This window comes from Cerasicoccus maritimus (genome assembly GCA_031296935.1).
GTDB classification, from domain to species: domain Bacteria; phylum Verrucomicrobiota; class Verrucomicrobiia; order Opitutales; family Cerasicoccaceae; genus Cerasicoccus; species Cerasicoccus maritimus.
Genome location: JAVDPD010000016.1, coordinates 22,644 through 46,407, shown reverse-complemented (window position 1 = coordinate 46,407; position 23,764 = coordinate 22,644). Strand labels below are relative to the sequence as shown.

The window sequence follows — 23,764 nt, the reverse complement described above, 5'->3', positions numbered from 1 at the left end:
TTTAATATTTATTCAAAGCAATGAAGACGACGCCCAGCAAGAAACCCAAACGACTGTCCCAAAAACAAATTGCCGCCGACCTAGGCGTATCCCAGACACTGGTTTCCATGGTGCTCAATGGCCGCGCCGATGGCATTGCAAAATCATCCTTTGAACGAATCTGGAACTACGCCCTCGTCAACGGCTATTCACCTCGCGGCATGAAAATGGACGCCGTGCTGTCCAACAGCCTGACTATGGGCATGGCGACCGTGGGTTACATTTTGCGCGCGCCACTGCGACTGGCCAACAAGAGTAACTTCTTTAGCCATGTCCACCAGGGGCTCCACGATTGCTTAACTGAACACGGTGCCAAAACGGTGTTCCTTGGCTCGGAAGACATCCTTTGCGATAAGGATTACGCCCAGTTCGCCAAGACCCGCATTCACATGCGCGGGCTGGTCATCATGGGGGAAGTCGGAGAAGATGTCGTCCGGCGCTTGTCCGATGTATTTCCCAAGGTAGTTTATGCGGCAGCACGCTTACCTGGCGTCTGCCATTCCGTCGTCGCCAATGACGCCGATGCCTCCGAAAAGCTGGTCGACCACCTGATCGAGCTCGGCCATCAGCGTTTTGCCTGGCTCGGCGGCTCTCCGGGCACCATGCGACACAATGTGCGCCACCAGTCCGTGATTGCGGCCCTCAAGCGCCGCAACCTCACCCTGGAATGTCTGGAGGACGACAAGACCGGCGGCGCTGACCGGCGCGAAGGCTATGACTGCGCGGAAGCATTGCTCAAACATACCAAGAACAAACCACCCACGGCGTGGATTTGCTTTAATGGACTGATGGCGCGAGGCGCTGTCAATTGCCTCCTCAAGCACGGTTATGAAGTTGGAAAAGACATCAGCTTGGCGGCGCTCGACTACACGCGCATGCGTGATTCGGAATGGCCATCGATCACGTCCTCGGGCTCTACCCCTGAAGAAATTGGCCGCGTGGCTGGTGACCTGATCTATGATGAAACCGAGGTCAGCTATTTTCAGGACATCGTCATACCGGCCCAATTATTCGAAGGCGAAAGCACTGGCCGCTGTCCAAGATCATAAGCGAAGGCCTGATCGACACTCAGAGAAAAAAGTGCACGCGCCTCATGGGCCAGCAGACTGCTTTCCACGCCGTTGGCAATTCCCCCCGCACCCCGTTGCCGGGTGCCACACTGGCACACACAAACCTACCCCAATAAGTAAGCCATTGAAGCGGTGTCTTCCAAGAAAGACTATTAGCGCAGGCGCGCTGCGGGGGCAGAAGTGAGCTGATTAGCAAACGCCTGAGAGAGCGCTGGCGGTCGGATTGCCTTTTTGCTGGTAGTCCCAGAACATGGCGGCAGCCTCGGTGCGGCGATTCGCATTGAGCTTGCTCAAGACGCTGCTGAAGTAATTCTTCACCGTCTTCTCGCTCAGCCCCAACTGATCGGCTACCTGGCGGTTGGACTTGCCCCGTGCGACGAGCTCCAACACCCGGCGCTCTTGCACGCTGAGCGATTCAATCTCGTGAGCATGTTGGCCACTGCCTTTGCCGCTGCCTGAACGCATGTGCTCTACGACGCATTCTGCGATCTCAGGTGCCAACACGGATTTGCCGGCGACCACTTGACTCAGCGACAGCAGCAGATCTTCACTGGTAACATCTTTGAGCACAAAGCCTTCAACGCCGAGCGAGAACGTATCAATCAGACAGCCACGATCCGTGCAGGAACTAATCAGGAACAGTTTTGCCGGGTGCTCAGCAGCCTTCACATTACGGCAGAACTCGAGGCCTCGACAATCTGGGAGCATGGAATCCATGATCACCAGATCTGGCTTTGTTTCATTGTAGAGCGATTGAGCTTCGTCAGGATCACCGGTTTCGGCGACGATTTCGTAGTCAGTTCGCTCCGTTAACAAGGTGCGGAGGCCGATGCGAGTCAGCTCCACCCCTTCAACTATCAGTATTCTAATGGGAGACATTTCGGAGAATGGCGATAATGACAAAACTGCAATAATTCTCTCCTAAAGTCCACCCCTTAATACATTTTGCATAATTACGTATACTAATGACGGGGAATTACCTTGGAAAATTGTAGCGCTCAATCCATTGCCCAGACCATTGAGCAAAATCCCCAAGCTCAATGTGCTCCCGCGCCTGTCGCATCAAATCGAGGAAGAAATGCACGTTGTGCAGCGACAAGAGCGTGTGCGCAAGCAACTCGTTCGACATAACCAGGTGACGCAAATAGGCGCGACTGAACGTGCGGCAGGTATAATTATCCATACCTTCGACGATGGGAGACTCGTCAAATTTGAAACGTTCATTGCGCAAATTGATCGTACCATCGGGCGTAAAGACATTGGCGTGGCGCGCCAAACGCGTCGGCATCACGCAGTCAAACATATCCGCGCCAAGCGCAATCATCTTTAAAAGCTGCGGCGGCGTGCCGACGCCCATCACGTAGCGAGGCTTGTCGGCGGGCAGCTCGGGAATGCTCGCCGCGACCTGCCGCAGCATTTCGGGCTCGGGCTCGCCCACGCTCACGCCGCCCACCGCGTAGCCGGGAAAACCGATGTCCACCAGCGCCTGCGCACATTCCTTGCGCTGATCTTCAAAAACAGAGCCTTGCACGATGCCAAAGGCGTGGTGCCCGGCCTCGAGCCAGCCTTCACCGGCGGCAATTTCCTTAAACTCACGCGCCCAGCGGATGGTGCGATCGACCGCGGAGCGGCAGTCCTTTTCGTCGCAGGGGAACGGCGGACACTCGTCGAGCACCATCGCGATGTCCGTGCCGAGATTGCGCTGGATGTCGAAGCACTCACGCGGCCCAAGAAAGATTTTACGCCCATCAATGTGGCTCTGAAACGCGATGCCCTTGTCCGTAATCTTACGCAGCTTGGCCAGGGAAAACACCTGGAAGCCGCCGCTGTCGGTGAGGATGGGCTTGTTCCAGCTCATGAAATTGTGCAAGCCGCCCAACTGCGCAACGAGCTCCGAGCCCGGACGCAAATTCAGGTGGTAGGTGTTGCCCAGGATGATCTGCGCACCGACTTCCTCCACCTGCGCCGGCGTCAGCGCCTTGACCGTGGCTTGCGTGCCCACGGGCATGAAAATGGGCGTTTCGATCTCGCCATGACGCGTAAAGACGCGTCCGCGCCGCGGCCCATTGGCCTCGCCTTGAAGAAGCTGGAAGGAGTTCGTCATAAAAAGGAACGCGAAGCTTCAGCGAGTGTTTGCGCTGGGGCCACACCAAAGTTAGATTTTCAAAGGAATTGGGTCTATGCGCCGAAATAACACTCGCTGAAGCTTCGCGTTCCGGAAATACAGCGCCAAAAACCCTACATTTAGTGGGGAAAGTAGGATATTGACTATTTGTGGGGCAGAATGCAGTCTAGCCGATTCCAATCATGCTTCTGGTTATCGACAATTTCGACTCCTTCACTTACAATCTGGTCCAGTATTTCGGACAGCTCGGGGTGGAGCAACGCGTGTTCCGCAACAATGAGATCACGCCGGAGGAAGCCGTGGCGCTTAAGCCAGACCGTGTTTTGCTGTCGCCGGGGCCCTGTTCACCGACCGAAGCCGGGGTCAGCATGGCGATGATTGAAGCCTTTGCGGGCAAGGTCCCGCTGCTGGGCGTTTGCCTTGGCCACCAGTGCATTGGCCAGTATTTCGGTGGCAACGTGATTCGCGCCAACCGCCTCATGCACGGCAAGACGTCTCCCGTCAAACACACCGACAGCGATGTCTTCAACGGCATTCCGCAAGACTTCCCCGCCACGCGCTATCACTCGCTTTTGGTCGAAAAGGCCACCCTCCCCGACTGCCTCGAAGTCACCGCCTGGGTGGACGACCCCGACTACGCCGACAGCGCCAACGAAATCATGGGCATGCGCCACCAGGAGCTGCCCGTCTACGGCGTGCAGTTTCACCCCGAATCCTACGCCACGGCGCACGGCATGAAGCTACTGGAGAATTTCCTACAACTATCGGCCAATTGAGCAGGCCGCAGCCATCCCCGATTGCTCAACGTTTAGATCATGCAGTGTCCCAAATGCACCCACGCCGACACCAAGGTCTTGGACACCCGCCTCGGCAAAAACAACCTTTCCATCCGGCGGCGGCGCCAGTGCCTCGGATGCGGCTACCGCTTCACCACCATTGAGGAAATCCTTCGCGAAGGCCTCGTTGTGGTGAAACGCAATGGCGTCCGCGAGGAATTCGATCGCGCCAAGATGTTGGCCGGCATCCGCCGCGCCGCTGAAAAGCGCCCCATCGAAGCCGAACAAATCGAAATGATGATCGTCGAGATCATCGACGAGCTCGAGCGCGAGCACGGCAGCGAGATCCCCAGCGAATCCATCGGCGAGCACATCATGCGCCGCCTCAAGGAAATCGACCAGATCGCCTACGTCCGCTTCGCCAGCGTCTACAAAGACTTCCGCGACATCGAGGAGCTCGCCCAGGAAATCAGCGACCTCAAAATCGTCCAGTAACGCGAGCCCAGCGAACGAATTTTTCCCGCTGAGGCGCAGAGACGCAGAGATTTGGGGATGAACGAAAACGACATCGGTACGCAGGTCATTGAGGCCGCAATTGAAGTTCACCGTGAACTCGGACCCGGCTTACTGGAGAGTGTTTATGAAATCGCGCTGGCCAGTGAACTCGCTGAACGTGGGTTACGCGCCGAGCGACAAGTCCCCATCAAGATTCGCTATAAGAATGTGGTCTTCGACGAAGGTTTTCGCGCCGATTTAATCGTCAACGACAAGGTCCTGATCGAATTAAAATCGGTGGAGAAGGTTTCTCCGACACACAAAAAGCAAACCCAAACCTACCTCCGTCTCACCGGTTGCAAACTTGGCTATCTACTCAATTTCAATGAATCCCTCTTGAAAGAAGGGATCACACGCTGTGTGAATGGTCTCTAGCCCCAACCCCGCTCTGCGCCTCCGCGCCTCTGCGGGATAAACAACATGTCAGAACGCCAAACAGACAGTGAGCCCGAGATCAACCTGCAGGCGCTCAACCAATTGCTCCACCTGGCCACGGAGAGCGATGCGGAGCTGGCGCGGCAGGTGCAGTCCGCGGTCGACTTTGCCCAGCGCAACAACGACAGCGACCTGACCGAGCTCAACAAAGTCGTCGAAAAACTGCTCAGCCTCCACCTGGCGGGCAGCCGCCACACCGGCGTCGCCCACTGCGACCTGAAGGGCTGCGACAACGATCCCATTTTCCTGCGCCCGGCCATTATGCAGGCCCTGCGCACCGTCGGCGGCTGCCGCGAAGCCATCATCCTGATCACCGGCCTGCGTCGCACCGTCTGCCCACCCGGACGCTACTTCACCAGCAAACGCCAGCAGACCTACAACCACTCGCAGGACTACATCGAGCAGCTCGCCGCCCAATACACCTCCCGCAAAACCCGCCTGCGCCTGGTATTTGTATAATCGTTTGCGCCCGTTGTTTTTTGACGCCCCAAGCACGCGAGCCGTTGACTGGAAGCACGCCGCGCTCAAGGCACCTTGCTGGACGCGAAAAACCACTGTGGCCTCATCGGCCAACATAGATGAACAGCGCTCAGGCGCGAGGGTGTGCGCGTCGGTGGGCTTCTTGCAGACGGGCGACGCCTACATGGGTGTAGATCTGCGTGGTCGAGAGGCTGGCGTGCCCGAGCAGCTCTTGAACGATGCGCAAGTCGGCCCCATGATTGAGTAAATGCGTGGCGTAGCTGTGACGCAGCTTATGCGGCGAAAGATCCATCGGCAAGTCGGCCAGCCCAAGGTATTTTTTCAGTATCAGCTGGACTTGGCGCACAGTGATGCGCTTGCCCTTTTCGCTGACCAGGATTGCCGCGTCACGGTCAGTGCGTGGCGCAAACTCCCGCTTAAATTTCTCCATGACTACGAGTGCGACTTTACCAATCGGGCACAGGCGCTCCTTTTGCCCTTTGCCCACGACGCGCGCGACACCCTGCGGGTCAATCATGCCGTAGTTGAGCGACACCAACTCGCTGACGCGCAGACCGGCGCCGTAAAGCAACTCCATCATCAGACGGTCGCGCCAAGCCATGAAGGGCTCAATGGACTCGTTATCAAGGAGGCGCATCGGACCGTCGAGCAGGGTTTTCATCTGCTTCTCCGTGAGGAATTTGGGGAGCGATTTCGGCAGCTTCGGCAAGCTGATGCCCGCCAGCGGATTAGCCGTAGCACCGCGTTGGCGCCGCCAATGGAAAAAGGTTCGCAACCCGGAAAAATGGTTGTGCACCGTGCGACGCGAGAGATCCCGCTGGGATTCAATCAAGTAGCCACGCGCCTGGGCCGGGACCACTGCATTCCAGTCGCCCTCCCACCCACGACCACGCAGGAAATCTGCAAACCGCCTCAACGCAGCGCCATAGTTCCGCACCGTGTATTCAGAGACCCGACGCTCGCTGCTGAGGTGCCGCAAAAATGCATCGATAGCGGCGAGCTCTGGTCTTTCGGCGTCAACGGCGTCTCCCATGCAGGTATGGTTGATGACTTTTCAAGCAGTGACAAGCTGGATTCAAGTGTTGGCGAGCAAGCTCAGCCCCAGAAATTGTCGCGTCCTGCCCCACATCTCCCCGCCAGCATGCAAGCCAGCCATCATGCGGTTAGCTGAAAAAAAGGCACTTCGATCAACCGCCAAAGCCACCTCCCGAGGCCAAAAGTTTGCTTTAGATGCCATGTTTTTGCCCCAAATAGCCCCAAAAATGGCATAAAAGTGCTAGTTTTAAAGTTCCATTTTCCTTAAGTCATTCATTTCCATCAACTTATAGAACTAACGCATTTTCAGGACCTTAAACCGCAGAAAATCGCAAAAATTTACCTGATTCTGCGTGCGCGAGAAGATCAAGCGCACCGCTTGCCTTTTGCTCGTAAACTGGCTCAACTGTCATCCAATGAGCACCCACTTCGATTTTCTCGTCATTGGCGGAGGCAGCGGAGGCTACGCGGCAGCGCGCACAGCCCGTGAACACAGCGACCGCGTCGCCATCGTCGACGGCGCGGCAACCCTCGGCGGCCTGTGCATCCTGCGTGGCTGCATGCCCTCAAAAACGCTGATTTATTCTGCCGAAGTCCTGCACCTCGCCCAGCAAGGCAAGCGGTTCGGGCTGGATATCCCCAGCGCCAAGGTCGACATGTCCGAGCTGCATCAGCGCAAGTTGCGGATGATCGACGAGTTTTCCGAATACCGCCAAGAGCAGCTCCAGAGCGACCGGTTCACGCTGTATCGCAACCAGGCGAAGTTCACCGGCGAACGCGAGGTCACCCTTGACGATGGCACAGTCCTCACGGCCAACAAGATCATGGTGGCGACGGGCTCGGTGGTCAATTTCCCGCCCGTGCCCGGCCTGAGCGATGTGCCCGTGTGGACGAGTGACGACGTGCTGGAGCTGGATTTCCTGCCGGAGTCGGTCATCGTGCTCGGCGGCGGAATCGTCGCCTGCGAGCTGGCGCAGTTCCTCCACCGCGCTGGCAGTAAGATCACCCAGATCCAACGTAGCCCCCATATTTTAAAAGAAGTCTCGCCCGAAGCAGCCAAAGTCGTCGAGCAAGCCTTCCGCGACGAAGGCATCGAGCTGATCACCGACACCGCTCTGAAACAGGTCGAAAAAACGGACGACGGCTATCGCGTCACCTTCGAACACGCAGGCGAAACAGTTGTCCGCGAAGCCAAGCACCTCTTCAACGCCCTCGGCCGCAAACCGAACACCGCGGGCCTGGCCATCGAAGCCGCCGGTTTGGAAACGCGCCAGAGCGGACACCTCGTCACCAACGCCAACCAGCAGACAACCAACCCGCACATTTACGCCGCAGGCGACGTCGCCGGGCCGCACGAAATTGTCCACATCGCCATTATGCAGGGTGAGCTCGCCGCTAAGCACGCCTTCGGGCAGCCAGTGGAGCCAGTTAATTACGATACGCTGCTGAGCGTGGTCTTTACCGACCCGCAGATCGGCCACGTCGGCCTAACCGAGGCCGAAATGACCCAGCGCGGCATCGACTTTGTTTCGGCGGATTACCCGTTCGACGACCACGGCAAGTCCATCCTCATGGAGGCCAAATACGGCTACGTGAAGACCTGGGCCGACAAGGCAACTGGCAAAGTGCTCGCCGCAGAATGCGTTGGTAAGGATGCCTCAGAGCTGATTCATGCACTCGCGGTCGGGGTTAGCCTGGGCACCACGCTGGCGGATTTGCTCAAAGTGCATTGGTATCACCCTACACTGAGCGAGATCTGGTCCTACCCACTCGAAGACTGCCTGGATCTCATCAACGAAGGATAAAAGTAAGCCTGCATCGATAAATTCAGGAAACTTATTCCGCGACTTGCTGTTTTATCAAAAATGACTTTGGTGCAGCCTAATACTCACCAAGCAAGCAACCCTCCAATAAACAAAATCATGAAAAAGTTCATTGCTATCATTTCCATCTTTGCCTTCGGAGCCAGCATCGCTGCTGCCTGCCCTTGCCAAAAGAAAGACAAGGACAAGAAGAAGGAAGGTGAAGCGTCCGTACTCGTGATCGAGCACAACGTCTAACGCCCTTTTAGAGATCAGCGACTGGCAACTCGCTCAGCCGCCGCCAAAGCCGCGCCGATGATTCCGGCGCGGTTTTGTAATTGCGCCAAATGAAGTGGACACGGCGGATCAATGTGATCCAAGAATTTATGCCCTTTTTTCGCCACGCCTCCACCAATAATGATCTCATCCGGCTGCGTGAGCGCATGTATCACGTGTAAAAACTCGTCGAATCGCTTGGCCCATTCCGGCCATTTAAGTTCGTCACGATGGCGTGCCGAATCCGCCGCATAATGCTCGGCCTCCATCACCTTGCCTTTCCCCACCTGCATCAGCAGATGGCCTAACTCAGCATTCGGCACGAGCTTGCCATCCACAAAGAACGCCGTGCCAATGCCCGTACCAATCGTCAGGAACAGGACGACACCAGGCTTTTCCTTGCCCAGTCCGAAACGAACTTCAGCGAGGCCAGCCGCATCGGCGTCATTGATTAGCCAAGCAGGCTGTTTCCCCTTGGTCATCGCCTCTCCCAATCGACTTCCGACCAAGGACTTGTGCAAATTAGCCGCGGTGAAGATGGTTTGCTGGCGAATCACGCCAGGGAACCCACAACCTACCGGCCCTGACCATTCAAAGTGAGCGATGATCGCTTGCAGAGCCTCAAGTAAATCCTCGTACTTAGCCGGATGCGGCGTCTCGATTCGCAGCCGCTCGGTGAGCCAATCTCCAGTTTGCACATCCACCAAAGCGGCTTTGGTGCCTGAGCCCCCCACATCGATTCCCAATGCTTTCATTTAGGTTACAATTTGCTAAAATCTCAGACCTTAGATGAATCAATCATTGACCAGCGACGGCATAATGACAACGGTGTTCAATGAAATGCAAACCTATATCAACTCCGCGCATCAATCTGTTAATGCCGGGATGAGTTGATTTTCCTTGAACAGCCAGTCACACACTGCTAACCTTCAGCCACAAAATTACCCATTTTTCTAACGTACTGACCATGAAAATCCTAAAGTTTATCACTCTCGCAGCTACTGCGCTGTGTCTCGCGAATGTTGCATCCGCCCAAGAGAAGCTTGGCCTCATCAAGGCCTTCCTCGTTAAGGGTAACGTCCAGTTGGTTGAGAATGATACCGGTGCCGCAACCCCACTCAAGCGTGGTCAGGAATTCTCCGAAGGCTACACCGTCATCACCGGTGATAACTCAACCGCCTTGCTACTCTTCTCCAACGGCGCTTCCGTCAACGTGACTCCGAATTCAAAGTTCGACGTGACCACTTTCGAACAGGCTGCCTACGATCCGGCCCTCGGCTCTTACCTGCGTCTTAAAAAGGACCCAAGCATGTCCACCACTGATACCAGCCTCGCCTATGGTGAGATCATCGGTGAAGTCCGTAAGCTCGACCTCGAAGCCGGCTCCAGCTTCACGATCAACACACCGGTTGCATCTGCTGGCATCCGCGGCACCGTTTGGGTCGTCACTTACGATGTTGCCACTGGCCAATTCTCCACCACCAACGTTAATGGAGACGTGTTCGTAATCACCGGCACTGGCGAAACCATCAGTGTGCCAGAAGGCGAAACCCACATCATTCTCAACGTGACTGACAGCGGCTCTTCAGGCCCGGCTTCACCGGAAGCGATCGCTAAAGCTGAAACCGTTGCAGCACAAATCGAACGTGCAACTCCTTTCGAGGTAACAGTGACCAACAATGCGACTATCGTGTCGCAGCCCAACACGACGATAATCACTGATGAATCCGGCACCGATCCGTCGCAAAGCAATCCGCAGCCTTCCGAAGATCCCGAGCAGACAACTCCAAAGAATGTCGAAGAGCCTGCCTAAGTCTTTAAAATAATTTATTTCGACAAACCCCGGCACACGCCGGGGTTTTTTGTTGAGTGGTAATCCGCCCAAGGCAGTTGACACTCAGCGTAAAGGAAAGCACGCTCCAGCTATGAGTGATGATAATGTCCCCCTACTGATTATTTCTTGCAGCTTGAATCCTGGCAGCCGCAGCCGCATCATGGCGCGCGCCGCCCAAGAAGACCTTGCCAACGCCGAATGGCTCGACTTGGCGGAAAGCGAGCTCCCGCTCTGCGATGGCGGTGCCGCCTACGGCCATGAGAACGTCTCGCTCATCGCGGAGAAGATAAAGGCCGCCAAGGGTATCCTCATTGCCACTCCCATTTACAACTACGACGTCAACGCCGCGCTCAAGAATATGCTTGAGCTGACCGGTCGCCACTGGACCGGCAAGGTCGTCGGCTTCCTCTGCGCCGCGGGCGGCGACAGCAGCTACATGTCCGTCATGGCAGTTGCCAATAGCCTCATGCTCGATTTCCGCTCCGTGATCGTCCCCCGCTTCGTTTACGCCACTGGCAAACATTTCGAGGGGCCCAGCATCACCGATGCCGATCTCCGTCACCGCATCAGTGCGCTTTGCCAGGATCTCAGCAATTTCAGCAGCGCACTCGACGGCCTCACCGAGAAACTCGAGGCCTAACAAAAGTTTGCGCTACAGCTGTAAGCAGGATTCAATTTCTGCGACAAATCATTCTGATGAATCGAGCCACTCAATTCTTCATCGCGGGCTTAGCCTGCATTGCTGTAGCCACCTTTAGCGGTTGCGGCGGCCAGAACACCCCGAATTCGGAATCTGCGGGGGCCAAACCAACGATCTGGACTTGCTCCATGCATCCGCAAATCCAGCAGGATAAACCGGGAGATTGCCCAATCTGCGGCATGGACCTGATCCCCATGAAGTCAGGTGACGCCGCCGATCCGCGTGCGCTGTCACTCTCCGAGGCGGCCCAGGCCCTGGCCGACATCCAAACCTCTGTGGTCAAGCGTGAGTTGGTGGAGCGCACCATTGACCTCTTTGGCGTGATAGCCCCAGATGACACACGCGTGGCCACCGTGACCGCCCGCTTCCCCGGCCGCATCGAGCGGCTGTTTGTAAATTTTGTTGGCACCCAAGTGCGCAAGGGCGAGCACCTTGCCGAAATCTATAGTGACGAGCTCGTCGAGGCCCAAAGTGAGCTCATCGGAGCTTTGCGTTACGACAGCGATGCGACGTCCGCCGAGGGCATCAAGGAGCGCCTGCGCCTGTGGGACATTCCCGAGGATCAAATCGACCTCATCGACAGCACACGCAAGCCGGTTCACCGCGTGCGCATCGACTCCCCTGCCGGCGGCGTCGTCACCAAGCTAGACGTGCGCGAAGGCGACTTCGTTGGCGCCGGCGGCCGCATGTTTGAAGTCACGGATCTGTCCAAACTCTGGGTCCATTTCGACGCCTACGAAACCGATCTTCCCTGGCTGCGCTACGGACAACACGTCGAGATTCGCGCCAAGGCATTTCCCGGAGAGACGTTCGGCGGAACCATCGCCTTCATCCAGCCGATGCTCGATCCCGAAACGCGCACGATTAAAGTCCGCGTCAATGTGGACAACCCCACTGGCAAGCTGCGCCCGGGCATGTTTGTGCGGGGCAAGGTTGAGGCCCATCTAGGCGACGGCGGTAAAGTCATCGCACCGGAGTTTGCGGGCAAGTGGATTAGCCCGATGCACCCCGAGATCTTCTCCGACGAGCCCGGTGACTGTCCAATCTGCGGCATGGCGCTCGAGCCCGCAGAACAACTGGGCTACGCCGCCTACGAGCCCGGCGAGCCGCCGCTTATTGTCCCTGCTTCTGCGGTCCTCCGCACCGGCGCCCGCGCAGTGGTATATCTAAAAACCGGCGAAGGCGAGTTCACCGGACGGGCGATCAATCTCGGGCCACGTGCAGGTGATTACTTTGTCGTGCAAAGTGGCCTCAAGGAAGGCGATGTCGTGGTTACCAATGGCGCATTCCGCCTCGACAGCGAATTGCAGATCAAGGCCAAGCCCAGCATGATGAATCCATCCGACGAAGGCATGGCAATGGACCAGCACGAGCAAAGCGATGACACCGCCCAAAGCGAGCCAGTCGACATTTACTCACTGCATAAAAAAATCCCGCTACAATTCGATGCCAGCGACAAGTTTAACGCCGCGCTCAGCTCAACGCTGCAAAGCTACTTTACCTTGGAAAGTGATTACGACACCAATTCATTCGTAAACGCCCAAGCCCAGGCGGAGCGAGTCGCCGCGCAGATCAAGGCGATCCCCATGATGGGCCTTTCCGATGAAGAGATGCCCATTTTCATGGAATTTCAGGCCACCGGCCAAAGCAGCGCGCAGACCATTGCGCAGGACGCCCAGGCCAACCGCGCGAACAACATCGATGCCCTCTCTGAATCACTCATCGCCTTAGTGCAGACCTTTAAATGGCGCGGCGATGAACCGCTTTACCTGATGCACTGCCCGATGGTCTACGGCGACACGGGTGCACGCTGGCTGCAAAATACGCCCGACGTCACCAATCCGTATTTCGGCCCCGACATGCTCACCTGCGGCGAAGTCCTCGCCGTGTGGAATACCCAGGAAGCCCGCTGGGATGACTACCAATAGCCGACTCGCCTGATGATTAACGCGCTCATCCACTGGTGTTTGAATAACCGGCTCGTCGTCGGCATCATCGCCCTCATGCTCGCAGTCGGCGGCGTGACAGTCGCGCCGTTTGACTGGGAAATTCCCGGCCTCACTCGTAACCCGGTGGGGGTGGACGCTATTCCCGACATTGGTGAAAACCAGCAGATCGTCTTCACCGAATGGTCCGGTCGTTCGCCGCAAGACATCGAAGACCAGATCACTTACCCGCTGACCACTGCGCTTCTCGGCCTGCCTGACGTCAAGGCGATCCGCAGCAACAGCATGTTCGGGTTTTCCACGATCTTCATCATCTTCGACGACTCGGTGGATTTCTATTGGGCGCGCAGCCGCATCCTGGAAAAACTCAACAGCCTCCCCCCCGGCGCTTTGCCCAGCGATGTCCAACCAACGCTCGGCCCGGACGCCACTGGCCTCGGCCAAGTCTATTGGTATACGCTTGAGGGCCGCGATCCCGAGGGCAACCCGGCCGGAGGCTGGGACCCGCAGGAGCTGCGCAGCATTCAAGACTGGATCGTGCGCTATGCTTTGCAGAGCGCGGACGGCGTCTCTGAAGTCGCCTCCATCGGCGGCTACGTCAATGAATACCAGATCGATGTCGATCCCGACGCCATGCGCGCCTACGACATCACGCTCGACGACATCTACAGCGCGGTCAACAACTCCAACGACGAAGTCGGTGCGCGCACCATTGAGGTCAATAAAGTCGAGTATGTGATCCGCGGGCTGGGTTGGGTCCAGTCACTGGAAGACCTGCGCCAGACAGTCGTCAAAGCTCACGCCGGAGCGCCGATTACGCTAGACCAAGTTGCCGAAATCGAACGTGGCCCCGCACTGCGTCGCGGCGTGCTCGACAAGGATGGCCACGAGGCTGTGGGCGGCGTCGCGACAGCACGCTATGGCGAGAACCCACTGGAGGTCATTAAAAACATCCACGCGAAGGTGGAGAATATTTCCCGTAGCCTGCCAAGCAAAACGCTCGATGACGGCACGGTCAGTCAGGTGACCATCGTGCCATTTTATGACCGAACCGGGCTGATCCTCGAAACCCTCGGCACACTCGAAGACGCGCTGAGCCTCGAAGTGCTCGTCACAGTGCTGGTGATCATCCTCCTCGTCTGGCGCCTGCGCAGCGTGATCATCATTTCGTCGGTACTGCCACTCGCGGTGCTGATCACCTTTATCGCAATGAAGGTGACCGGCGTCGACGCGAACATTGTCGCATTGGCGGGCATCGCCATCGCAATCGGCACCGTGGTCGATATGGGTATCGTGCTTTGCGGCAACATACAGGAAAAGCTCGATCAGGACACCACCGGCGCACCTCGTTTGCAGATCGTCTGGGAGGCCAGCAGCGAGGTCGGCAGCGCGGTGCTGACCGCCGTCATGACAACCGTGATCGGCTTCCTGCCGGTATTCTTCATGACGGGCGCCGAGGGCAAAATGTTTCAGCCGCTTGCGTTCACGAAAACCTACGCACTGATTGCGAGTGTCATCGTGAGCCTCACGCTGGTGCCCGTGCTCGCGCTGATCTTGCTGCGCGCCGCCAATCAGCCTAAGGAAGCCACGCCCAGCAAGCGCAGCTTTTTCTCGCGCAACCTGCCCTGGCCCACCCTGTTGCTCAACGGCGCAATTGCACTCGTCGTCGCCTTGTTTTTATCCGCCACCTGGCAACCACTCGGGCCCACACACACCGTAGGCAATGCGCTCTTCGTCTTCGTCGTAGTCGGCGGCGTGTTGTTATTTTTTCGAGCCCTGGTTTATTTTTATATCCCGATCCTCAGCGTGCTGCTGCGCTTCAAAGCGCCATTTTTAATCGGTGTCGTGGCGATCATCGCCTTGGGCGGCATGTGCTGGCTAGGCGGCCCTGGACCGCTACGCGGCATGTTCCCCGGCCTGCAAAAAGAGTTCATGCCCGCGCTCGACGAGGGCTCCTTCCTCTTCATGCCAACCACGATGCCCCACGCCTCGATTGGTGAGACGACGGAAATTCTTTCCCTGCAAAATCGCGCCATCAAGGGCATTCCAGAGGTTGATAGCGTGGTGGGTAAAATCGGCCGTGTGGACAGCCCACTGGACCCGGCACCGGTCTCGATGGTCGAGACGATCATCAATTACAAGCCCGAGTACGTCCGCAATGAAGACGGTGAACTCGTCCGCCAATGGCGCGACGAAATCAAAACCCCGGACGATATCTGGGACGAAATTGCAAGCGTTACGCAGATGCCCGGCGTCACCTCAGCGCCCAAACTGCAACCGATCGAAACGCGCCTGGTGATGCTGCAAACCGGCATGCGCTCGCCAATGGGCATTAAGGTATTTGCGGGAAATTTGGAAGAACTCGAACAAGCCGCGCTCACGCTCGAAGAGCAGCTTCAGGACATTCCCGGCATTCGTCCGAGTAGCGTGTTTGCGGACCGCGTCGTCGGCAAGCCCTACCTGGAAATCACGCCCAACCGCGAGGAGCTTTCGCGCTACGGGCTGGCCGTCAAGGACCTCAACGATATCATTGAAGTCGCTGTGGGCGGCAAGACGATCACCACCACCGTCGAGGGCCGCGAGCGTTACCCCGTTCGCGTGCGTTATCCGCGCGAACTGCGCAACAACGAGGAGAGCTTGCGCGAAATTTTAATCCCCACTTCAGACGGCGCACAGATCCCGCTGGAGCAGGTTGCGACGATCGAATACGTGCGCGGCCCGCAGTCGATCAAGAGCGAAAATTCATTCCTGACCGCGTATGTGATCTTCGACATCGAGCTTGGCTACAGCGAAGTGGATGTCGCCCAGACCACTGAGGAGATCCTTGACAACCGGCAGGCCGAAGGCGCGTTTGCGCTACCAGCTGGTGCCTATTTCCGCGTCACTGGCACGTTCGAAAATCAGGTGCACGCAATGGAGCGCATGCGCCTCGTGCTGCCCGTAGCGCTGCTGTGCATCTTCCTGCTGATCTACATGCAGTTCAAGCGCGTGGCGATGAGCTTCTTGGTCTTCAGCGGCGTGTTCGTGGCGTGGTCCGGCGGGTTCATTTTAATCTGGCTCTACAACCAGCCGTGGTTTCTCGACGTGAACCTCTTAGGCTGGCACATGCGGGAGATTTTCCAAGTGCAACCGGTCAGCCTGAGCGTTGCGGTTTGGGTCGGCTTCCTGGCGCTGTTTGGCATCGCCACGGACGACGGCGTGCTCATGGGCACCTACCTTCAGGAGCGTTTTAAAGACGAGCCCAAAGACAAGGCCAGTGTCCGCGAGGCCGTGCTCGAAGCCGCCAACCGTCGCATCGGGCCAGCCTGTATGACGAGCGCTACGACGATCCTCGCCCTCCTGCCGGTGCTAACCTCATCCGGCCGCGGCTCGGACGTGATGATCCCCATGGCGATCCCGACCGTGGGTGGTATGCTGGTGGCGCTGATCACCGTGTTCGTAGTGCCCGTCGTTTACAGCGCCATGCATGAGTGGAAAAAGGCGTAGGCAGTGCTTGGGAATTTATACTTTCCAAACAACACCCTTGCTTGATTCCGCTGTCGCAGTGACCTAAGCTGAGCTGCTTATGTTTCCCCAATTACCCGTGCGCGCCACCGCCATCGCCACACTTGCCCTCACCATTTGGGCAGGGCCACTGTGCGCGCAAGAAGACGACGAACCACGACCAGAGGAAGTCATGCTCATCGGGCCAGGCTACCTCACCAAGGGCTATAAAACGATCGTCAACGGGCAAGTCGTCCAGACCACTGATGGCCGAACCTATGAGGTGCCCGACACCAGTGTGACAGCCTCCAATGCACCCGCCACCTCAACGGCGCCCCCACCACCCAGAGGCAACTGGCCGGAAGTCGTGACGATTATCGATGGCGACATCGTCGACCCAGAAACCAAGCAGTCCGTTACGAATTTACCGTCTGAAATTGAGCTCATTCCCATCGGTCTGCGCAAGATCAGCACCGGCGAAGGCCAAGCGGAAACCATGGTCCCCTTTTTCCGCGTGAAGGTAAAAGCAGGCGCGAGCATGCCCGCCCAGCAAGCGCCCGCAACCAATCGACATCCCGCATCCATAGCCCCCGAGGGCCCGGATTTCTCAGGCCTGCTCGCCGCGCAGGAGGCAGCAGATGAAACCACAGAAGCCGAGGCGCCAACGGATAATGCCAAGACCGAGGAAAAGAAAAGCGGCGGCTTATTTGATTTCCTCTTTGGTTCCGAAGAGGAAGAAGAAGTCGGCGAGAACGAAGTCGTCATCGATCTGAATAAGCCACTGACCGCCGCAGAGATGGAAGCCCTCAAGCAGAGCCCGGAATTTCAGCGCTACTTGCAACAAGAGGCTGAAAGCAACACCCGCAATTTCTACTCCAGCAAAAACCGCGGCAAGCGAATCAGCGCACCGAAGCCGCCAGAAAAAATCGTGGTTGAAAAATTCAACCCTGAAGACTGGGTGGAGGAAGCCCCGATCAACCCAACGCCCAACATGTCCATCGGCAAACTCGTCTCTGTGGATATGGATCGCGAGATCGCAGTCTGCTGGCTGCAAACGCGTTACATCCGCGCGAACATGCCTATGGTAACACGCAATTATGAGCTGGAAACCACCGGCGTGCTCCTGCCCTCGGGTGAGCAGGATGGTCGCTCGGCTGGCTTCTGGGTCGCGCAGGGCAAACCGAATCCTGGCGACGAAGTCATCGTCCCAGGCCCCGATTACCTGAGTCTGGTCGAGCCTTGGCTTGAAAAGCCACAAGCACAGTAAACTGTCGATCAAGTAATCATTACGAGGATGATTTATCGCATCTCAATTTAGTACAAACCTTGCCAAGAGAAACATCTCTCGCGACGATTCAGGCAAGATGAAATCCCCCCTGTTGCTGACAATCATAACTAGCATTTCGCTGGCACCGCCCCTACAGGCGCGGACATTTACCGACACACAAGGCCGCACGATGGAAGCCGAAATTGTTAGTTATGACTCTGGTGACAGCGTGACCATCAAACGAAGTGACGGCCTGGAATTCAGCCTGCCGCTCAACAAGCTTTCCGCCGCCGACCAAGACTACATCCGCCAGTGGAAAACGCCCGAGGCACCCACTGCAAAAATCGCCACGGCCAATGATTTAAATCGAATCAATAAGATCGTTGGTGCCGAACTTTTTGCCGATGGCAACCTCTGGGATGATGCCCCCGGCGACGCTGCTCAGCGCCTCGGCTGGCCCCAGGAATCACAAACCGCCACGCAGTCCAGCTACCGCATTTATAACAAGCCGAATGACCGCCTGTTTGGCGCACGGCCGTTCTCTTCGGTGCTTTACGGCAAAGATGGCAGGGTGGACATGATTTCGATCATCTTTGCCAACAAGGGCGACTCGATCAGCAAAGACACCGTCATTGGCAAAGAGGCAATCAAACAAATCGCCGACGCCATTGCCCGCGACGGCGATACCATTAGCAAGCAGCTTGCCGCACTGGGCGAACCTGAGCAGCTCACCACCGCCACCGGACGTAATCTGAAGGAACGCCTGCATATCTGGGAATGGAGCGGGCATGTTTTCACGCTCGCCGTCCAAGATGGCGAGTACGTTGCGCTGCGCATCATCCCGCCCGAACAAGCAGCTAACCGCGGGCGCCCCGAACGCATCGCTAGCTCTGCCCTCCGCGAACAGGCAAAAGCCAACCTCGATAAACGCACCAATGGCGATGTGGTCATTACGAACATTCCTATGGTCAACCAAGGCCCCAAAGGCTACTGCGTGCCGGCAACGCTGGAGCGCGTGTTGCGGTACATGGGCGTCAGCGCAGATATGTATTTGCTCGCGATGGCAGGACAAACGGAAATCGGTGGCGGCACCCGCGTGTCCGATCTCATCAATGGCACCGAAGGCTACCTGAAAAGTGCGGGCCGCGAAATGGAACGCAAGCAATTCAAGCTCAAGGCACGCAGCATCGCAAAATACATCGACGACGGTCAGCCTATTTTGTGGACGCTTTATTCGACGCGGGAATTCAACGACCTGGCCAACAGCAACACTCAGGCACGCAGCCAGTACGACAATGCCGAGGCTTGGAAGAAAGCACTTAAGGAGAAATTACGCAGCGCTCCTGAGCTCATACCAAATCGAGAAACCGCCCACATCTGCATGATCATTGGCTACAATTCGGAAACCGATGAAATCGCAATCAGTGACTCCTGGGGCCCGCAATACGCCGAGCGTTGGGTACCCGCCGAGCAAGCCGAACAGGTCTCCCAAGGCGGATTCTGGATCGTGGATTTCTAGGGCGTGTTTTGGAAAAATCAGCTAATTAGTTTGTCTGCAAAGCGCTTCGGCCCATCGTTAGACGCTTGAGCCCAAACCCAGACAGAGCAGCGACAACTTATCGCTACGATATCTGGCGCGCCCCTTTTCATGGAGTGTGTGAATCCACTGCGGCCATTGCTACGCTAATCGCAATTCGCGGATTTGGCGCTGATGCCGGCGGCAATGTCGACATCATTAAAAGCCTGCTCAATGCCGCGCCGTTCATCGGGCTGCTGCTGACCACTATCTTCATTGCCATCGCGGGCAAGACTGGCGCACGCGCCACCAGCATTGTCGCGTTCTATTTGATCATCTGCGGCGGCCTGCTGATGCTTTCGTCCGTCACGGGTAGCCTGATCGGCTTCACGGCCTGCTTTGTCGGGGCCTACATTATCTTTGCCCAGCAGGCTCCAATGATGATCCAAGCCTACTCAAACAACTATACGCCACAGGAGCGCGGGCAACGCGTCTCCACTATTTTGCTGATTGGCTCAGGCAGCAGCGCAGCGTTTTCCTTTCTCAGTTCACGGCTGTTGGACTGGAAGTTTGACTGGTTTCCCACCATCCTCATCGGCATGGGCATCGCTTGCGTGATCAATGCCCTACTCGTGCGTCGCATCCCCTCACGCCCACTTCAACAAAAGGAAACAGGCAACCCACTGCGTAGTATCAAGCTGGCTTGGAGTGACCGCCTGTTTGGCTGGCTGCTGGCCAGTTGGATGATAATGGGGTTTGCCAACCTGATGACGATTCCCATCCGAGTGGAAATCCTCGCCAACCCCGAATACGGCATCAACGCCACGAACGAGCAAGTCCTGCTCGCAACGATGGTCATCCCGCAAATCGCCGGGCTACTGAGCGCAAAAGTTTGGGGCGCCCTTTTCGACCGGATGAACTTCATCTTCTGGCGCTTGTGTGTGAATAGCTGCTTCTTTCTGGGCATGATTTTGTATTTCAACGGCCCAAGCCTATGGGTGGTTTATGTAGGCTCGGTCCTGCTAGGTCTGGGCATGGGTGGTGGCCGCATTGGCTGGAATCTCTGGGTCACCAAAATTGCGCCGCTGGATAAAGTCTCGGCTTACATGAGCGTGCACACAATGATGACTGGACTGCGCGGGGTGGGTGCGCCGTTCATTGGCTACCTCGTGCTGACCACCTTTTCGCCGCCGGCCGTGGGCTGGCTGAGCGCCGGTTGCATTTTCCTGTCCAGCGCGATGTTCGCCATGCTGCGCCGCAATGAGCGCTTTAATCAGGCTTTGTAGCGATAAGCAACGCACAAAAAAAGCTCCCCGAACAGCGGGGAGCTTTGCGATGCAAAGTTTGTTTCGCTTTACGACTGAGGCGTATGCGCCGTCACGTGCAACACCATGCGTGCGAGGATCCGGCGTTGTAAACGATCACGCTGCGTCAGTTCGCTCTCGGGCGTATTAATCAGCTCTTCGAGCTTGGTGTCCATCGCCACCAGCGATTGCAGCAGATTTTCATTGAAGTAGTCCAAGCCTGCTCCCGTGGCATCTTTCATCTCGGCGTCGATGTTCAGCTTCAGCTCGGTCATCATCTGGCGAGTGAACTCTTCGGCAAACGCTTCTGAATCGTTTTGCGCGGCAAACTCGCGCAGCGCCTCTTGGTGTGAGTTAATGTATTCCACCATGCGCTGGGAGAAGTCGTCACTGAGAAACGGAATGATTTCCTCGTGAGACATATCGATCTGCTCCTTGCCCGTTGCTGCCAGCTCTGGCACCAGCTTGAGGAAGCGGTTGCTCAGTTTCTTGGCGGCGATAGGCGCATTATCCGCGAGCGTCGCCTCACCATTGCGTATCATTTCAGGCACGGCAGCTTCTACCTGCTGACGAACTGCAATGGCAAGGAACTCGCCATCGGTCGCTTCCTTAACCATCGTCAGGATAAAAGACATGTAACCGGCCACGATCACGGCGGCAATGATGCCGAAAATGTAGGTTTGGCCTACACCTTTACGAGTGCGAGAAATTTCCTCCCGCATGAAATCGATTAGCTTCTTTTCGTTGCTCATATTCGTTGGCTCCGTGGTTAGGATTCGGATTCGATTTCAGATGCCTGCTGGATTTCCAAGCCCAACAGCTCAAGCATCAGGCCCAAAGTGAAACGCACATCCGTCGGCTGCATGGTTTGATCTTCCTCAGCAATCTGCGTGAGCTTGTTGATAATGTCCTGGCTGACCTCGAGGTTAACCGCGAACTTACCTTCCATGTATTCGGTGAGGTAGTTATCCAGTGCCTCGTTATAATACACGCTCAGATTGGCAAGCTTATCGCGTGGAATGAACTTGGAAAGCTCAGCGCTGGCGGTTTCTTCCTGCTGTACAACGAGCTCCGCCAAGGCTTCTTCAATCTGCGGCCACGCATCTTGCGCGTGAACCTGTAGGCCAATGTATTCATCGGAAAGAACTTCATAATAAAGCTCTTCGTTCTCCTGGAATACATCCACAAAAGCCGTCTCGTAAGCCGGGACCAAACGGTTGAAGGAGTTGCTCAAATCCTCGCCCAGAACCGGGACTAATTCGGCTGCCTCGTCGCTGAGAGCCGTAGCAAAGTCATCCAGTTCCTCTTCTTGGAATTTTTTCACTTCCTGTATGCCCAGGAAGATGAAGAAGACTACAATGATCAGGACCAAAACGGTCATGATATTGCGAGCATTGCGTTTATCTCGCTGGGCAGATTGCAGTTCTTCGATCAGACGATCCACCAGTTCGCCTTCGTTTGTACCGTCGCTCATAATTTAAGAATAGCAGTTGGAGTTAATCTAGCAGGACTAAAAGGTAGTCAATCTACCCTAGACAAATTGGCCCAACAAGCAACCATTAACCGCTTATTGAGATTAAATAATCTTTTAGCAAATTAGATTCTAGCGATACTTAGGCGGCCTAATTATCCAAGATCAGATTTAGCATTGCCAAGGCTCCCTCTGCCGACGTTCCTTACTGAGGTGAAAAGCAAGCGCACCATACGCATCGGAATCCTTGGCTTCGGCACCGTCGGCCAAGGCGTCTGGAAACACCTGCAAGCCGACCTCTCCGCGCTCGAATACCGCCTTGGCGCGAAGCTCGAGCTCGTCAGCGCATCCGCGCGCGACATCACCAAGCAGCGTGATGTCCAAGTCGGCCCCGGCCAACTGACCGACGACAACTTCAGCATCGTTAACGATCCGCAAATCGACATCGTCTGCGAACTCATCGGCGGCACCACCCTCGCCCGCGAGCTCACGCTGCAAGCCTTTAAGAACGGCAAGACCGTCGTCACCGCCAACAAGGCGCTCATTTGCGAACACGGCGAAGAGCTCTTCAACGCCGCGCGCGACTGCAACACGCATTACTTTTTCGAAGCCAGCGTCGCCGGCGGCATTCCGATCATTAAGACGCTGCGCGAAGGCCTCGTGGCCAATCGCTTCTCGCTCATTTACGGCATCCTCAACGGCACCACCAACTACATGCTCACGCGCATGGAGCGCGAAGGCATCAGCTACGGCGACGTGCTCGACCAAGCGCGCGCCCTCGGCTACGTGGAAGCCGATGAAAGCCTCGACCTCGATGGCTACGACGCCGCGCACAAGGCCGTGATCCTCGCCTACCTTGCACACGGTCGCTGGGTGAAACTCGAAGAGATGGTCGTCGAAGGCATTCGCGACATCACCACGGGCGACATCGCTTACGCCAAGTCCCTCGGCTACAAGATCAAGCTCCTCGCCGTTATCCGCCGCGACTTCGACAAGAACGCCGTGTCCGTGCGCCTGCACCCGGCCCTCATCGCGAAGAACGAAATCATCGCGCAGGTCGACGAAGTCTTCAACGGCATCAGCCTCACTGGCGATGTCGTCGGCGAAACAATCCTCGTCGGCCGCGGCGCTGGACAAGACGCCACCGCGAGCGCCGTGATCAGCGACATCGCCGACGCCGTCGTTGCGCTGCTCGGTGCCCCGCCCCCCGTGATCTCGGAGGAAGACGAAGAGACCTACAAGGCCCTTGCCGACGAAGTGCAGCTAGCGGGGCCCGAGTCGGTCAGCAGCCCGTATTACATTCGCTTGCGTGTCAAGGACCAGCCCGGCGTCTTGGCGAACATAGCAAAAGTATTTGCCGACCACAGCATCTCCGTCGCCACGATGATTCAGGAGGAAGAATCCGACTCCGCCAGCGCACGCCTGATCTTCACCACGCACAGCGCCAGCGAGTCCAACATCGAAACCGCGCTCAAGGTCATCAGCGAGCTCGACATCTCCATCGACACGCCCTTCCGCCTCCGCGTCTTCAAGCCCGGCAAGTAAAGGTAATCGCTTCAGTTTTAAACAACAACAGCCGGTCATTGCACCGGCTGTTTTCGTATCCAGTTCCCAAGCTATTTGCGCACTGCGCAAATCTCTGGATGCAAC

Annotated in this window: 21 protein-coding genes; 15 read left to right on the top strand and 6 right to left on the bottom strand. The window is 56.8% G+C overall.

Annotated features, from left to right (window positions below):
* Nucleotides 1-20 precede the first annotated feature (20 nt).
* A complete protein-coding gene (locus RBB62_RS11660; RefSeq protein ID WP_309399036.1) occupies nt 21-1,088 on the top strand; it encodes a LacI family DNA-binding transcriptional regulator in 1,068 nt (355 codons plus the stop codon).
* Between the two features lie 210 nt (nt 1,089-1,298).
* Here the strand turns inward: RBB62_RS11660 and RBB62_RS11655 are convergent, their stop codons facing one another.
* Nucleotides 1,299-1,988 (bottom strand): LuxR C-terminal-related transcriptional regulator, encoded by a 690-nt coding sequence (locus RBB62_RS11655; protein ID WP_309399035.1) that lies wholly within the window; start codon nt 1,986-1,988, stop codon nt 1,299-1,301.
* 97 nt (nt 1,989-2,085) lie between these two features.
* Nucleotides 2,086-3,213: a tRNA guanosine(34) transglycosylase Tgt gene (tgt, locus tag RBB62_RS11650; protein ID WP_309399034.1), complete on the bottom strand. Its 1,128-nt coding sequence runs from the start codon at nt 3,211-3,213 to the stop codon at nt 2,086-2,088.
* 203 nt (nt 3,214-3,416) lie between these two features.
* Between tgt and RBB62_RS11645 the strand changes: the two genes are divergently transcribed.
* Genes RBB62_RS11645 through RBB62_RS11630 form a run of 4 tightly spaced genes read left to right on the top strand, consistent with a single transcriptional unit; the run spans nt 3,417 to nt 5,459 of the window.
* The gene (locus RBB62_RS11645; RefSeq protein ID WP_309399033.1) at nt 3,417-4,010 is read left to right on the top strand and encodes an anthranilate synthase component II; all 594 of its coding nucleotides are present in this window, start codon (nt 3,417-3,419) and stop codon (nt 4,008-4,010) included.
* Nucleotides 4,011-4,049: 39 nt separating this feature from the next.
* Nucleotides 4,050-4,505 (top strand): transcriptional regulator NrdR, encoded by a 456-nt coding sequence (nrdR, locus tag RBB62_RS11640; protein WP_309399032.1) that lies wholly within the window; start codon nt 4,050-4,052, stop codon nt 4,503-4,505.
* A gap of 57 nt (nt 4,506-4,562) precedes the next feature.
* Nucleotides 4,563-4,940 (top strand): GxxExxY protein, encoded by a 378-nt coding sequence (locus RBB62_RS11635; protein ID WP_309399031.1) that lies wholly within the window; start codon nt 4,563-4,565, stop codon nt 4,938-4,940.
* A 45-nt stretch (nt 4,941-4,985) separates the two neighbouring features.
* Entirely contained in the window at nt 4,986-5,459 is a 474-nt protein-coding gene (locus RBB62_RS11630; RefSeq protein ID WP_309399029.1) for a hypothetical protein, read from the top strand.
* A gap of 130 nt (nt 5,460-5,589) precedes the next feature.
* On the opposite strand, the gene RBB62_RS11625 is transcribed toward RBB62_RS11630, so the two are convergent.
* A complete protein-coding gene (locus RBB62_RS11625) occupies nt 5,590-6,513 on the bottom strand; it encodes a tyrosine recombinase XerC (protein WP_309399027.1) in 924 nt (307 codons plus the stop codon).
* Nucleotides 6,514-6,931: 418 nt separating this feature from the next.
* On the opposite strand from RBB62_RS11625, the gene RBB62_RS11620 reads away from it, so the two are divergent.
* Nucleotides 6,932-8,320, top strand: coding sequence for a dihydrolipoyl dehydrogenase family protein (locus RBB62_RS11620; RefSeq protein ID WP_309399026.1), 1,389 nt, complete (start codon nt 6,932-6,934; stop codon nt 8,318-8,320).
* A 117-nt stretch (nt 8,321-8,437) separates the two neighbouring features.
* Nucleotides 8,438-8,575 (top strand): hypothetical protein, encoded by a 138-nt coding sequence (locus RBB62_RS11615; protein ID WP_309399025.1) that lies wholly within the window; start codon nt 8,438-8,440, stop codon nt 8,573-8,575.
* A 14-nt stretch (nt 8,576-8,589) separates the two neighbouring features.
* Here the strand turns inward: RBB62_RS11615 and ppgK are convergent, their stop codons facing one another.
* Nucleotides 8,590-9,348: a polyphosphate--glucose phosphotransferase gene (gene ppgK, locus RBB62_RS11610; protein ID WP_309399024.1), complete on the bottom strand. Its 759-nt coding sequence runs from the start codon at nt 9,346-9,348 to the stop codon at nt 8,590-8,592.
* 212 nt (nt 9,349-9,560) lie between these two features.
* On the opposite strand from ppgK, the gene RBB62_RS11605 reads away from it, so the two are divergent.
* The 7 genes from RBB62_RS11605 to RBB62_RS11575 all read left to right on the top strand — a co-directional run bounded on the left by RBB62_RS11605 (nt 9,561) and on the right by RBB62_RS11575 (nt 20,625).
* Entirely contained in the window at nt 9,561-10,406 is an 846-nt protein-coding gene (locus tag RBB62_RS11605) for a FecR family protein (protein WP_309399023.1), read from the top strand.
* 112 nt (nt 10,407-10,518) lie between these two features.
* Nucleotides 10,519-11,067 carry an NADPH-dependent FMN reductase gene (locus RBB62_RS11600; protein WP_309399022.1) on the top strand — a complete coding sequence of 183 codons (549 nt, stop codon included), beginning with the start codon at nt 10,519-10,521 and terminating at the stop codon, nt 11,065-11,067.
* 56 nt (nt 11,068-11,123) lie between these two features.
* A complete protein-coding gene (locus RBB62_RS11595) occupies nt 11,124-13,055 on the top strand; it encodes a heavy metal-binding domain-containing protein (protein WP_309399021.1) in 1,932 nt (643 codons plus the stop codon).
* A 12-nt stretch (nt 13,056-13,067) separates the two neighbouring features.
* Entirely contained in the window at nt 13,068-16,559 is a 3,492-nt protein-coding gene (locus RBB62_RS11590; protein ID WP_309399020.1) for an efflux RND transporter permease subunit, read from the top strand.
* A 79-nt stretch (nt 16,560-16,638) separates the two neighbouring features.
* Nucleotides 16,639-17,823 carry a hypothetical protein gene (locus RBB62_RS11585; protein ID WP_309399019.1) on the top strand — a complete coding sequence of 395 codons (1,185 nt, stop codon included), beginning with the start codon at nt 16,639-16,641 and terminating at the stop codon, nt 17,821-17,823.
* A gap of 97 nt (nt 17,824-17,920) precedes the next feature.
* The gene (locus RBB62_RS11580) at nt 17,921-19,342 is read left to right on the top strand and encodes a C39 family peptidase (protein ID WP_309399018.1); all 1,422 of its coding nucleotides are present in this window, start codon (nt 17,921-17,923) and stop codon (nt 19,340-19,342) included.
* 134 nt (nt 19,343-19,476) lie between these two features.
* Nucleotides 19,477-20,625, top strand: coding sequence for an MFS transporter (locus RBB62_RS11575; protein ID WP_309399017.1), 1,149 nt, complete (start codon nt 19,477-19,479; stop codon nt 20,623-20,625).
* Nucleotides 20,626-20,693: 68 nt separating this feature from the next.
* Here the strand turns inward: RBB62_RS11575 and RBB62_RS11570 are convergent, their stop codons facing one another.
* Together RBB62_RS11570 and RBB62_RS11565 are read right to left on the bottom strand one after the other, a co-directional pair.
* Entirely contained in the window at nt 20,694-21,395 is a 702-nt protein-coding gene (locus tag RBB62_RS11570) for a hypothetical protein (RefSeq protein WP_309399015.1), read from the bottom strand.
* Between the two features lie 17 nt (nt 21,396-21,412).
* A complete protein-coding gene (locus RBB62_RS11565; protein WP_309399013.1) occupies nt 21,413-22,117 on the bottom strand; it encodes a hypothetical protein in 705 nt (234 codons plus the stop codon).
* A 210-nt stretch (nt 22,118-22,327) separates the two neighbouring features.
* On the opposite strand from RBB62_RS11565, the gene RBB62_RS11560 reads away from it, so the two are divergent.
* Nucleotides 22,328-23,659 carry a homoserine dehydrogenase gene (locus RBB62_RS11560; RefSeq protein ID WP_309399012.1) on the top strand — a complete coding sequence of 444 codons (1,332 nt, stop codon included), beginning with the start codon at nt 22,328-22,330 and terminating at the stop codon, nt 23,657-23,659.
* Nucleotides 23,660-23,764 lie beyond the last annotated feature (105 nt).

Excerpts from the sequence above, each read along its gene's own strand:
- RBB62_RS11660 (WP_309399036.1), top strand. The coding sequence starts at position 21 with ATGAAGACGACGCCCAGCAAGAAACCCAAACGACTGTCCCAAAAACAA.
- RBB62_RS11655 (WP_309399035.1), bottom strand. The coding sequence starts at position 1,988 with ATGTCTCCCATTAGAATACTGATAGTTGAAGGGGTGGAGCTGACTCGC.
- RBB62_RS11580 (WP_309399018.1), top strand. The coding sequence starts at position 17,921 with ATGAAATCCCCCCTGTTGCTGACAATCATAACTAGCATTTCGCTGGCA.
- RBB62_RS11625 (WP_309399027.1), bottom strand. The coding sequence starts at position 6,513 with ATGGGAGACGCCGTTGACGCCGAAAGACCAGAGCTCGCCGCTATCGAT.
- RBB62_RS11585 (WP_309399019.1), top strand. The coding sequence starts at position 16,639 with ATGTTTCCCCAATTACCCGTGCGCGCCACCGCCATCGCCACACTTGCC.
- nrdR (WP_309399032.1), top strand. The coding sequence starts at position 4,050 with ATGCAGTGTCCCAAATGCACCCACGCCGACACCAAGGTCTTGGACACC.
- RBB62_RS11595 (WP_309399021.1), top strand. The coding sequence starts at position 11,124 with ATGAATCGAGCCACTCAATTCTTCATCGCGGGCTTAGCCTGCATTGCT.
- RBB62_RS11605 (WP_309399023.1), top strand. The coding sequence starts at position 9,561 with ATGAAAATCCTAAAGTTTATCACTCTCGCAGCTACTGCGCTGTGTCTC.
- RBB62_RS11645 (WP_309399033.1), top strand. The coding sequence starts at position 3,417 with ATGCTTCTGGTTATCGACAATTTCGACTCCTTCACTTACAATCTGGTC.
- RBB62_RS11620 (WP_309399026.1), top strand. The coding sequence starts at position 6,932 with ATGAGCACCCACTTCGATTTTCTCGTCATTGGCGGAGGCAGCGGAGGC.
- tgt (WP_309399034.1), bottom strand. The coding sequence starts at position 3,213 with ATGACGAACTCCTTCCAGCTTCTTCAAGGCGAGGCCAATGGGCCGCGG.
- RBB62_RS11570 (WP_309399015.1), bottom strand. The coding sequence starts at position 21,395 with ATGAGCAACGAAAAGAAGCTAATCGATTTCATGCGGGAGGAAATTTCT.
- ppgK (WP_309399024.1), bottom strand. The coding sequence starts at position 9,348 with ATGAAAGCATTGGGAATCGATGTGGGGGGCTCAGGCACCAAAGCCGCT.
- RBB62_RS11565 (WP_309399013.1), bottom strand. The coding sequence starts at position 22,117 with ATGAGCGACGGTACAAACGAAGGCGAACTGGTGGATCGTCTGATCGAA.
- RBB62_RS11590 (WP_309399020.1), top strand. The coding sequence starts at position 13,068 with ATGATTAACGCGCTCATCCACTGGTGTTTGAATAACCGGCTCGTCGTC.
- RBB62_RS11635 (WP_309399031.1), top strand. The coding sequence starts at position 4,563 with ATGAACGAAAACGACATCGGTACGCAGGTCATTGAGGCCGCAATTGAA.
- RBB62_RS11600 (WP_309399022.1), top strand. The coding sequence starts at position 10,519 with ATGAGTGATGATAATGTCCCCCTACTGATTATTTCTTGCAGCTTGAAT.
- RBB62_RS11615 (WP_309399025.1), top strand. The coding sequence starts at position 8,438 with ATGAAAAAGTTCATTGCTATCATTTCCATCTTTGCCTTCGGAGCCAGC.
- RBB62_RS11630 (WP_309399029.1), top strand. The coding sequence starts at position 4,986 with ATGTCAGAACGCCAAACAGACAGTGAGCCCGAGATCAACCTGCAGGCG.